A 10,879-nucleotide genomic window follows, 5' to 3' on the forward strand; every position below is an offset into this window, starting at 1 on the left:
TCAGAGCCCGCCGAGGTGGCCCGCAGATGAGGCGTGCTCGCTCATCACGGGAATGCACCAGATCCCTGGAAGTCGACCATGAACCAGATCGCCAGAAGGATAGAAGGACGAGCGCGCTGCGCGCGCACGACACTGAGACCATTGAGACCGTGCCGACTCCCGTGCACGGAGCCGGAGTTGGGATGCGGGCATGTCCTACAGCCCCGCCGCCTACGGCGCCCTGCACGCCCTGCCCATTAACAACGTCCTCCCCGGCAGCACCAAGGCCGCGGTGACCACCTACCAGCCCGGCACCGGAGGTCTGCCCACCGCCGGCACCACCTTCGGCACCGCCGCACGCTGAGCACACACGCCGGCAGCCCCTGGCCCATGCGGTCGGTCGGCTCACGCAGGTTGCACGAGACCGGTCTTGCCGTAGATGCTCGCCTTGCGCTGTCCTGCCTCGTCCGAGGCGAAGCCCATGGCGAGGCCGAAGACGTCCGGCCGGGCAGGGTCCGGAACGTGGACGCCCAGGCCTTCGGGTTCACGGAACGTCAGGGTGTAGGCGGCCGTGGTGTGCAGGGGATTGACGTTCACGTCGAAGGGGGCGGGCGGAGCGGGGTCGAAGGCACCGGTGGCCAGGTTCACCGCGGAGAGGAACGTGTTGCCGACGCCCGGCGCGGAGACCACCACATCCTGGCCGTCGATCGTCTGTGTCGAGCCGTAGCTGTTGCCGTGCAGCATGTAGAGGTAACGGCCCACGACGGCGTAGCCCTGGAGAAAAGGGCTCCCGTAGGTGGTGAGGGGCCAGCCCGGGACGGCGGTCAGGGACGGCTGGCTGACGGTCGCGAGCGGCTGGCTCCAGACCCCGAGGCGGGCCAGGTCCAGGTCGTGGAGCTGGAACTTGAAGACCTTGTCCGTGTCCTGGTAGCGGATGGCCAGGCGGCCGTAGACCGGGTCGATGGTCACACTGTTGTGCGTGGAGCCGAACACCGGCGTGTACTTGGCCAGGGTCGGTGAGGTGGTCTCGAGGACCTGGCCGCTACGGAACGGGAAGCGGGCCAGGCGGGTGCCGCGGCTGGACGACTTGCCGGAGACGTCGATGGTTTCGACGCCGTCGGCCTCCATCCACAGATAGGCGCCGCTGCCGACCGGTTCGACACCGATGTTGCCGCCGTGCCCGAAACCACGCAGATACATATAGCCCAGGGTGTTGCCGTCCATGTCCCACTTGGTGATCGTGAGATCGCCGCGCCGGTTGCGGTCGGCGCTGCTGACCGGGGCGCTCTCGCCGGTCAGTTTCAGGCCTCCCTGCGTCACCTGCGCGAGGTAGATGTGGCCGTTGGCATTGTCGTAGCCCAGCGCCTGGATGATGGTGACGTCGCGGGTGGGCTTCTCGCGTATCCATTTCTCGGCGGGGCTGTTGAGGTCGATCCGGGCGGACGGCACCAGGAGAGCGGAGCCCGGCGCGGGAACGGTGGCAGCCGAGGCCGATGTCGCACCCAGAGCTACGGTGGCGGTGGCCAGCGCGGTGGTACCGGTCCACGCAAGCAGGGAACGGCGGCTGGGATGTGAAGGCGTGTTGTCGGTCATGGTCGCCCATCTAAGCCCATGCCCGCACAGCCCACTTCGCCGCGGCGCGTCAGCAGATCCACACCGGCCGGTCAGGCGCAGTCAGGTCGGCCGGCGTGTGCAGGCGCCAGGAGCCCTCGCCCCGGATCTTTCTCCCTCACCGCTGGCGGTGCGGAGCCACGGCGTCTGTCAGACCCGGAACCCGCCAAGCTCTGCATGCATACAACCTTTGTCCGGTCTCGACGGTCGGAGTACCCGGTCAGGAGACCTTTGATCATCGACTCGCCTCCAGGAGCACCATGCCAAACGCCACCCCAAGATTTCTGACGAGCTATGCGATACGAGCCGGCTGCACCGGCCTCGCGGCGGGGTTGCTGGCATTGGGCGTGGCCTCACCCGCCGGGGCCGCCGACGGTGACGCGTCAGTGGAGTTGTCCTCTCCCGGCTCCACGGAGGGGGTTGTGGCCGAGCCCTTCACTTCTCCCTCTCACGGGTTGTACGTCCAGGGCCGCAACACCGGCGCCCGGGAGTTGAAGAACGTCTCCGTGACCATCGACGCATCGGCGCTCAAAGGTCAGATGACGATGGAGAACCAGCCCTGCACGAAGAAGGCCGATCTGGTCATCGTCTGCGAGCCGGGGCAAGTGAACGAGGGCAAGCCGATCGCACCGGGGGCCAAGTTCAGCGCGGCTGAGCCGCAGTTCACCGCGCTCCCAAATGCCCGGCCCGGCTTCGCCGGTGAGGTCCGGGTGTCGGTCGAGGCAGGTGGCGTCCTTCTCGGGAAGAAGTCGTTCAGAGCATCCGTCGCGGACCTGGGCCTGTTCGCCGACCGGACCGGGCCCGACCACGGCTCCGCCCCCCGATCGAAGCCCGGCTCAACGGTGCAACCCGTAGTGGGCTTCAGGAATTTCAGTACCCGTACCGTGAACGACGTCTACGTCACGCTCCACCTCACCCAAGGTCTGTCGTTCGTCGAGGAATTCAGCAACTGCAGGTACGGCACCCAGTACCTCGCCGAGGACACGGGCATGGTGTGCCACATCCAGGGGACCGTCGAACCCAACGCCGCCTATGACCTGGACGTGTCCGCCATCAAGGTCGGCGCCGCGGCCTCGTCCGAAGAGTGGCGAGGGGCAATCACCGAGAAGAAGGCGACCGGCACCTCCCTCCGCTCCCCGCACCAGGGCACCGGACGCGAGCTGAAACTGTCGAAACGCGCCCAGGAAGCCGCGCTGCCGCTGAGCCGCGAGGTGTACGGCGCCGCCGTCGCGGACACCTCCCGGGACGTGGAGGCGGTGGGAGCCGCCGTCGACGGCAAGCCCGGACAGGTGGTGAAGGCTGACCTGGGCCTGCGCAACAACGGACCGGCCACCTTCAAGAACTGGGGTGCGGAACCGGGAGCCGATGCTTCAACTCGCGCCTCAGTGACTCTCCCAGCCGGGACGACGGCGTTGAAGGTCCCGGACCGCTGCCGTGCGGCCTCCTCCACCGGCAGCTCCGACACCAAGCGCTACACGTGCTACCAGGACCTCGACGACTTCTACTTCAACGCCGGCCAGGTGACGCCGTTCGTCTTCGAGCTGCGCATCGACGAGCCCGAAGCCCTCACCCCAGGATCGATCGAGGCCGTGGACGCAGGCGACAGCCACCCCGACAACGACGCCGCACGCATCTTCGTGACCGTCGACGGCAAGCTGGGCGACGGCTCCATCCCCGGGACCGGTGAGACAGCAGGCACGGGCGCACCATCGGACGCCTCCACGACCACACCCGACAACGACAGCTCTTCCTCGTCCCCTGACCACGGGGGCTCCGCCACTACGTCGTCGGGCGGTACCGCCCACGGCCCGATGGCCGACACCGGTGCAGGCACCCTCCCCTGGTACGCGGCTGCTGCGGGCGCCATCCTGGCTGTAGGCACCGTGCTGTTCACTCTCGCCCGCCGACGCAAGGCCACCCGAGCCTGAACTGACTCGGACGCCGCTCGAGGCCACGACCTGCCCGGAAGCCTCTCCCTCTCTGGCTCCTCCGATGGCCGTTGGGGGCGCACGAGGGGTCGTCGGGGCCACTGGTGCGCCTGCCGGAACACGTACCCGGTCCTGACCTGCGCTTTCTCTGGACAACCGGAGACTGTCACTGATTTTGTGCTGGTAGTTCGTACGGGTGCGTCCGCAGGGTGGCGGGGTCGCGAACATCGCTGATGAGGCGGTGTTCGCGGCGATCATCTACGTCCTGGTCAGCGGCTGTGCATGGCGGGCGCGTTGCCGCCGTGCTTCGGAGCGTCGAAGTCGGCCGTGCACCGCCACTTCGCATCTGGTCGCGCGCCGGGGCCTGGGGCCGACTGCATCAGAAGATTCTCCAGCTCCTGAACGAGCAGGACCTGGTCGACTCGCTTCGTTTCCTGTCGTAGTAGGCCCGGAGTCGGGCTGGGACAGCGAGGCGAAGGCAGCGAGGTAGAAAGCTCGCTTGAGCTGTTTGTTGCCTCGCCGGGCCAAGTGCTCGCCGCGGATCGAGGAGCCGGACCGGCGGGTGGCGGGTGCCAGGCCGGCGTAGGCGGCGAGGTGGCCCGCGGTGGCGAAGCCGCTGCCGTCACCGATATCGATCAGGATGCGGGCTGCGGTCCTGAACCCGATGCCGGGCATCGAGGTCAGGACATGAGAAAGAGGGTGTGCCTCCAGCAGCTGTCCGATTCTGGCGGCGAGGAGTCGGCGCTGGTCGAGCACGACGGTCAGCGAGGCGGTCAAGCTGGGCACGATCAGCGCCGCAGCGTCGGTGCCGGGCACGACGACGGTCTGTTCATCGAGCGCGTTAAAGATGTCTGCGACGAGCCGTTCTGCCATGTGCGGTGCCTTGGGCCTCAGCATGGATATCAGCTGTCGTCCGCCGACTTTCCGCAACTGTGTGTGAGATCCGTGGCGTTCGAGCAGGAATAGGACGGCCGGGTGATCCAGCCGGGAACCCAGGACCCGCTCGAGCGAGGGATGGATCTGGGTCAGCGGCCCGCGCAGACGGTTCTTGGTGCGGGTGACCTCACCGGCCGGGTCATCGTCGAAGCCTACGATCATGTTCAGCTCGGCGACGGTCTCGTCGTCCGGCGCCAGGTCCCGCAGAGTGTGCGGCATGGTGCGGGCGGCATCGGCGATGACCACAGCTTCCCTGGCGTCGGTCTTGGGCTCACCGGGGTAGAGGTCGGCGATCCGCCGTATCGTCAGTCCCGGCAGACAGGCGACACGACAGCCGGCATCCCGCGCGACGGCCAGTGACAGAGCCCCGATCGAGGCTGGCTGGTCCACCACGACCAGTACCGTTCCGTGCCTGGACTGGAGTTTTTCGAACAGCTCACACAGCCGCGGTCCACTGTTGGGCAGCGTCTTGTCGAACGCCTTCTTGCCCGCCGGAGTCAGGGCGGTCCCGTGATCCTGACCCTTGCCGACGTCCAGACCGAGGTAGACATCGATCCCGCCCGCGTCGCTCACTCATCCTCCCCAGCTGACACCCTTCCCGGCCTCCGCTGCGGCTTCAGCGTGCCGGCATCGCGGCGGCCGCAAGACCGACACGATCGACGCGATCCGCGCAGCCAAGGAAGCCCTGGCCAGTGAGCACCTGATCCAGCCCCGGCTCCGCGGCGAGCGCGAAGCCCTGCGTGTACTGCTCGCCACCCGACACGGCGCCGTTCTCGCCTCCACCGCCGCGATCAACCAGCTCAAGTCGCTGATCGTGCCCGCACCGGACGAGTTCCGGGCCGAGCTGCGGAAGCTCAAGCGCCCCGCCCAGATGGCCCGTTGTGCCCAACTCCGGGGCCGACCGACTCAGGACATCGAGCACCGCATGACCGCATGGGCTCTGTGATCCACCGCCCAGCGGATCCAGGCCCTGCAGGCCGAGGCCAAGGAACTCGAGGACGAGATGCTCGCCCTGGTCCGCGAGGTGGCACCTGAGTTCCTGGACCTGCTCGACGTCGGGCCGATCACCGCGACCCAGATCCTGGTCAGCCGGTCCCATCCCGGCCGCTTCCGGTCCGAGGCCGCCTTCGCATCCTTCGCCGGCGTCTCACCGATTCCCGCCTCCTGCGGGCTGACCAACCGGCACCGGCTCAACCGCAACGGCGACCGGCAGCTCAACCGAGCCCTGCACACCATCTCGCTGATCCGGATGCGGCTCGACCCGATCACCAAGACGTACGTCGCCCGCAGAGTCTCCGAGGGAAATGCCTCCCTCGACGCGCAACGCTGCCTCAAGCGAGCGATCTACCGCCAACTCTTCAAGATCGTCGAACGCTCCGGCCGAGACTCTGGAACGGACCAAGGATCTCGTTCGAGCGGCTTGACGCCATATAGCAGCCTCGGGGGCGAACTTGCAGGTCCGAGCCGCGTGGACCGGGGCAAGCCACGTTCCAAGATGCACGTCCTGTCGGATACGAACGGACTGCCCCTACGCGTCGCGCTCTCGGCGGCCAACACCCACGACAGCCTCGCCCTGAAGCCGATGCTGGCCCACTTCCACAGGACACGAACTCCACGCGGCCGACTCCAAACCCGTACGCCTTCATGCAGACAAGGCGTACGACGTCCCTCACCTGCGGCGATGGTTACGGGGTAAGCGCATCGGTGTCCGTATCGCCCGCAAGGGCATCGACTCCAGCGAGCGGCTCGGCCGCCGAAGGTGGGTCATCGAACGCACAATGTCGTGGCCGACCGGCTACCGCCGACTCAACCACCGCTACGAGCGGAAACCAGGCGCTACCTGGCCTTTCCCGGACTGGCGTCCGCACTCTAAGTAAAGTGTGGGTACACAAGCAAATGAAGCACACAGCAACGAGCACACCGCGGAAATGTGAGTGCTTTCGTGGTCAAGGGTGGTGGCGTGGTGGAGCGGTATGAGATCGAGGCCTTCCTCACGCTGGCCGATGAGCTGCACTTCGCACGGACCGCAGAGCGGCTGCAGGTTTCTCCCGGCCGGATCAGTCAGACGATCAAGGAGCTTGAGCGTCGAATCGGTGGCGCGTTGTTCGAGCGCAGCAGCCGCCGCGTCGCCCTCACCGCAGTCGGCTGTCAACTCCGTGACGACCTACTGCCCGCACACCAGCAGATCCAGCGAGCCGTCGCCAACGCCAGGGAGGTCTGCGCGCAGGTCCGCGGCGTGCTGCGGATCGGCTTCACCACGCCGTGGACCGGAGAGTTCCTCGTGCGCGCCGGGGACATCTTCTCCACCCGCTATCCGCGCTGCGCGGTCGAGTTGTCGAACGCAACCTATAGCGCCGCCATTGCGGCGCTGCGGACGAAACAGGTGGATCTGTTGATCGCCGAGCCGCCCGTTGAAGAGCCCGACGTTGTCGTGGGCCCGGTACTGCTCTCCGAGCGCCGTGCACTGGTGGTGTCCACCGCCCATCCTCTGGCGAAGCGAGAGACGGTGTCGTTGGAAGATCTCTCTGTGCTGCCCCTGGTCACGGCGGCGGCGGTGTCAAAGGCATGGCGACAGGAGTTCTACCCATCCCAGACACCCAGTGGGCGACGCATCGAGCAGGGGCCGACGGCACACGGCTGGGAGGGGGTGTTGTCGCTCGTGGGCGCCGGCAAGGGAGCCACGGTGGCGGCGGCCAAGGCCGGGACCTACCACGCCCGGCCCGACATCACCTACGTGCCGTTCGATGACGCCGACCCCGTCGAGTACGCGCTGATGTGGCGCAACGAAGGACAGTCGGCCGGGCTGCAGGCCGCCATACGCACCATCCTCACTTGCGCCCGGCCACCGGTCTGAGGTGGCTGTTACGTTCTTGCGGTCCGGCTGGTTCGCCTGGCCGCCGGCAGTGTCAGCGTCGCACCGGCGGTCGCGAGCAGACCGGTTGCCGCGATGAGCACGCTCCAGCGCATTCCGACAGGGAATGATCCCGCTCCGGTCAGCAGGGCTCCAAAGACAGCGACCGCGATTGCGCCGCCGGCCTGACGGGCGGTATTGAGCACCGCCCCGGCAGTGCCCGCCCGGTCAGCGGGCACCGCGTCAAGCAGCATCGCGGTCAGCGCCGGCACCGCGAGCGCGCCACCAAGGCCGACCGGCACCATCAGCGCCGCCACCGCCCACACATTCGTATGGCCACCGACGGTGAAAAGTGCCAGCAGACCGCTCATCCCCACGAGTTGGCCGACCGCCATCGGCACCCGGGGGCCGTACCGGGCGGCCACCCGTGCCGAAGCCAGGTTCACCACGGCGACCAGTGCGGTCATCGGAATGAACATCAGCCCCGCGTGGAGCGCCGACTGCCCGCGTTCTTGCTGAAGGTACAGGCTGAAGTTGAACACTCCGCCGTAGTAGGCGGCATTGAGCATGAAGCCCACGGCCAGGGACACCGCCATCACCCGAGTCCTGAACAGTGGGAGCGGCAGCATCGGATGCGACCCCCTGGCCTGCGCGGCGAGGAAACCGGCCGCCGCGACCACGGCCACGACCAGCGACAGCACCACTGCCGGGCGCCCGAAGCCCTCGGCGCCGCCCTCGATCACGCCGTACGTCAGCCCGCCCATCGTCAGCGCCGCCGTCACCTGGCCGACGCCGTCGAGCCGGGTCGGCAGACGCGACGACGCCGGAATCCGGGTGAGCAGAGCCAGGGCCAGCACAGCGGCCGGGAGGTTGACGAAGAAGATCCACCGCCAGCCGGCCGAGGCGGTAAGCGCTCCGCCGGCCACCGGTCCGGCGGCCACCGCGACCGCGCCGCCCACCGTCCAGAGCGCGATGGCCCGCGCTCGCGCGGCCTGGTCGGGAAATCCCTGCCGCACCAGGGCCAAGGAGGCCGGCATCATCACCGCGGCCGCCGCGCCCTGCAGCAGCCGGGCCACGACCAGCACCTCGAGCCCGGGCGCGACCCCGCAGCCGGCCGAGGTCAGTAAGAAGAGCACCAGACCGCCGGCGAACGCCCGCTTGGCGCCGATCCGGTCCGACAGCGCGCCCGCGGAAAGCATCAAGGCCGCGAACATCAGCGTGTATCCGTCCACCACCCACTGCAGCCCCGACATGCCGACGTCGAGAGTGCGGCCGATGTCGGGCAGTGCGACCGTGACGATCAGCGCGTCCAGCGAAATGAGGAAGAAGCCCAGCAAGGCGGCGCCGAGCACGGCTGTGGATCCGCCGCGGTCTGAGGTGTGCGGCGGCCCGGTGGACGTCGTGACCTGGGACAGCATCAGCCGGCAGCCTGCGAGGGCAGAGCCTGGTTCCCGTCACCCCAGGTCGCGGTCATCACCACCGTGTCGATCAGCCAGCGGTCACCGGTTCTGGCCAGCTCCCATCGGTAATCGCCACCCAGCGTCCATAATGAGGCGCCGTACGCGGTGGCCAGACGGTGAGAGGCCTGGAAGGAGGCCGTACATACGGCGCGGTCGCCGCCGATGTCGACGAGATGGTTGGCGACGAGATGCTGAGTGGCGTCGTAACCGCCGAGTGTGCCGGTCCAGGCGTCAACGATCTCCTGCGGCGCGAGCCGGACCGGTTCTCCCCCGGCCAGGCTGGTGTAGTCGAGCAGAACATTGTCGGCGAACAGCGCGCGCAGCAACCGCCATTCACGCCGATCGGCGTACACGACCATTCGGGTGCAGGTCTCGGCGACCGCGTACTTGGACGCAGTTGTGGTGACGGGCTCGGACATGACAGGTGACCTCCTGAAGGCAGCGGTGGCAGAGGCCGGGGTGTTCACAGGGTGCGGGCGAAGTGCTCGGCGGCCGCGTCGGCGGCGAGGGCGACCTGGCGTGGCTGGTCGTAGAAGTCGAACTGGACCCCCTCGGTCCACAGGAACTCGCCGGGAACCGCGAGGGCGGCGTGGAAGCGGCGGGCGCCCTCGGGGATCGCGGCGTCCTCGCTGTGCACCAGCAGTGTCGGCGCCGTCACCCGGGGGGCGACGGCGATGGCATCGAAGTCGAGCCACTCGGTCCAGGCCATGACGGCGTAGCGGTTGGGCCACTGCTCAATCCCGCCGCGTTCGGGGTTCATGTAGAAGTCGATGGCGAAGGGCATGGCGGCCTCGGGGTCGGTGTCGCTGACGACCGGGACATACGTGACCTCCCCAGTCTCCTCGTACCGGTGCCGGGCCGCGGCCGCCGCGGACTTCTTGGCCTCGATGCCGGCCGGGCCGCCGTAGTTCTCCTCACAGATACGGCGATCGTGCAACCACGGCGCCACCAGTGCCAGCGAGCGTGCCCGGGAATCCTCTGCGGCGAAGGCACTCGCGTACATGGCCCCGGCGCACACTCCCAGTACGCCGAGTTCCCCACCACTGACTGCCGGATGAGTGCTCAGGAAATCGGCTGCCGCACGTAGATCGCGGATCTTCAGCGCCGCGGACTCGTAGTCCCGTGGCACACCGTCCGACTCGCCGTACCCGGTGAAGTCGAAGGACAGGGCCGCGAAGCCACGCCGGGCCAGTTCCGCGGCGTAGCGGTCGGCCATCTGCTCCTTGACCGAGGTCCAGGTCCCCGCAACCAGTATGCCCGCCACGGGGGCCGTCCTGTCGCCGTTGGGAAGGAAGAGACGGCCCGCGAGCTTGCCCGCCTCGCTCGGAAAACCTACGTGTTCGCATACGGGCATGGAGGAACTCCAAGAGCTGGGAAATCGGGGAAGCAACACGCTGGCAGCTTCCGCAGCCGTGAACAACGCCTGATCACTAAGGCTGACTTGAGCAGAGCTAAACCTGGTCACGGCGCTGCTGCGATGCCGGCCGGTGGGGCCGCTCGATGGTTCTTGCGGTGTGACTGGAATGGTTGTGCTCATCGACATCACGGGGACACGTGAAGCGTGGGGCAACTGCGGCGCTTGTACGGCCGTTCTAGTACTGCAACGGTGTTTGCCGTGACTGTTGGCCAGCTCGGTCGTTGGTCCGGTTATGGGTGGGGACCTTGCTGATGCCAGAGTGTGGGCCGGTGAACTCGGGGCGGTGCACGAGCGGTTCGTGCACAGGTTCAGCCGGGAGGAACCGCGACAGTCCGCGCTGGCCTACATGCGAGGGCTGATAGCCCCGCTGGAGCGGAAGAACGGCTGGACGCTGGCAGAAGAAGCCGGGCACACAGGGCCCGATCGCATCCATCGGCTGCTGAACCGGATCGACTGGGACGCTGACCAGGTGCTGGACGACGTGCGTGACTACGTCGTTGAAAACCTCGGTGACCGCGATGCTGTCCTGGTCGTCGATGACACCGGCTTTCTGAAGAAGGGCACCCGCTCGGCCGGGGTGCAGCGGCAGTACTCCGGCACCGCGGGGGCCTGTAATTGAATAGCTGTCAGGGTCGATCTTCGATGGGAGTCGCTCGGGCGTGTAGTTGTTCCAGGGTGCGGGCGGCCGGTCCGGGTA

8 protein-coding genes and 5 pseudogenes are annotated in these 10,879 nt (G+C 67.8%); 7 read left to right on the forward strand and 6 right to left on the reverse strand.

Annotated elements, in window-relative coordinates; translation table 11 throughout:
- Window positions 1–190 precede the first annotated feature (190 nt).
- On the forward strand, window positions 191–343 hold the full coding sequence (locus ACZ45E_RS39625) for a hypothetical protein (protein WP_468231378.1): 153 nt from the start codon (window positions 191–193) through the stop codon (window positions 341–343).
- Window positions 344–384: 41 nt separating this feature from the next.
- Here ACZ45E_RS39625 and ACZ45E_RS39630 read toward each other — a convergent pair whose 3' ends face one another.
- Complete coding sequence (locus ACZ45E_RS39630) at window positions 385–1,572, reverse strand: phage baseplate protein (protein ID WP_468231379.1); 1,188 nt, start codon at window positions 1,570–1,572, stop codon at window positions 385–387.
- A 440-nt stretch (window positions 1,573–2,012) separates the two neighbouring features.
- Here ACZ45E_RS39630 and ACZ45E_RS39635 point away from each other — a divergent pair, with 440 nt between their 5' ends.
- Both ACZ45E_RS39635 and ACZ45E_RS39640 read left to right on the forward strand, forming a co-directional pair.
- Window positions 2,013–3,518, forward strand: a complete 1,506-nt coding sequence (locus ACZ45E_RS39635; RefSeq protein ID WP_468231382.1) for a hypothetical protein — start codon at window positions 2,013–2,015, stop codon at window positions 3,516–3,518.
- A 193-nt stretch (window positions 3,519–3,711) separates the two neighbouring features.
- Window positions 3,712–3,949 (forward strand): annotated as a pseudogene (locus ACZ45E_RS39640) (transposase); the annotation flags it as partial.
- Here the strand turns inward: ACZ45E_RS39640 and ACZ45E_RS39645 are convergent.
- Both ACZ45E_RS39645 and ACZ45E_RS39650 read right to left on the reverse strand, forming a co-directional pair.
- A pseudogene (locus ACZ45E_RS39645) lies at window positions 3,943–5,027 on the reverse strand (IS110 family RNA-guided transposase); the annotation flags it as partial. The pseudogenes ACZ45E_RS39640 and ACZ45E_RS39645 sit on opposite strands and share 7 nt — an antisense overlap.
- Before the next feature lie 43 nt (window positions 5,028–5,070).
- The gene (locus ACZ45E_RS39650; protein WP_468231385.1) at window positions 5,071–5,376 is read right to left on the reverse strand and encodes a hypothetical protein; all 306 of its coding nucleotides are present in this window, start codon (window positions 5,374–5,376) and stop codon (window positions 5,071–5,073) included.
- 81 nt (window positions 5,377–5,457) lie between these two features.
- On the opposite strand from ACZ45E_RS39650, the pseudogene ACZ45E_RS39655 reads away from it, so the two are divergent.
- The 3 genes and pseudogenes from ACZ45E_RS39655 to ACZ45E_RS39665 form a co-directional block, all read left to right on the forward strand.
- Window positions 5,458–5,676: pseudogene (locus tag ACZ45E_RS39655) on the forward strand (transposase); the annotation flags it as partial.
- Window positions 5,677–5,895: 219 nt separating this feature from the next.
- Window positions 5,896–6,327 (forward strand): annotated as a pseudogene (locus ACZ45E_RS39660) (IS5 family transposase); the annotation flags it as partial.
- A 57-nt stretch (window positions 6,328–6,384) separates the two neighbouring features.
- Entirely contained in the window at window positions 6,385–7,308 is a 924-nt protein-coding gene (locus tag ACZ45E_RS39665; protein ID WP_468231386.1) for a LysR family transcriptional regulator, read from the forward strand.
- 8 nt (window positions 7,309–7,316) lie between these two features.
- On the opposite strand, the gene ACZ45E_RS39670 is transcribed toward ACZ45E_RS39665, so the two are convergent.
- From ACZ45E_RS39670 to ACZ45E_RS39680, 3 genes are read right to left on the reverse strand one after another with little or no spacing between them, the layout of a single operon-like run.
- A complete protein-coding gene (locus tag ACZ45E_RS39670; RefSeq protein ID WP_468231388.1) occupies window positions 7,317–8,723 on the reverse strand; it encodes an MFS transporter in 1,407 nt (468 codons plus the stop codon).
- Window positions 8,723–9,184 (reverse strand): nuclear transport factor 2 family protein, encoded by a 462-nt coding sequence (locus ACZ45E_RS39675; RefSeq protein WP_468231390.1) that lies wholly within the window; start codon window positions 9,182–9,184, stop codon window positions 8,723–8,725. The genes ACZ45E_RS39670 and ACZ45E_RS39675 overlap by 1 nt, the downstream gene beginning before the upstream one ends.
- Before the next feature lie 44 nt (window positions 9,185–9,228).
- Window positions 9,229–10,119, reverse strand: a complete 891-nt coding sequence (locus tag ACZ45E_RS39680; RefSeq protein ID WP_468231393.1) for an alpha/beta hydrolase — start codon at window positions 10,117–10,119, stop codon at window positions 9,229–9,231.
- 295 nt (window positions 10,120–10,414) lie between these two features.
- Between ACZ45E_RS39680 and ACZ45E_RS39685 the strand changes: the two are divergent.
- Window positions 10,415–10,789, forward strand: a pseudogene (locus ACZ45E_RS39685) (transposase); the annotation flags it as partial.
- Between the last annotated feature and the right edge of the window lie 90 nt (window positions 10,790–10,879).

Source organism: Streptomyces sp. NPDC030991, assembly GCF_055571235.1.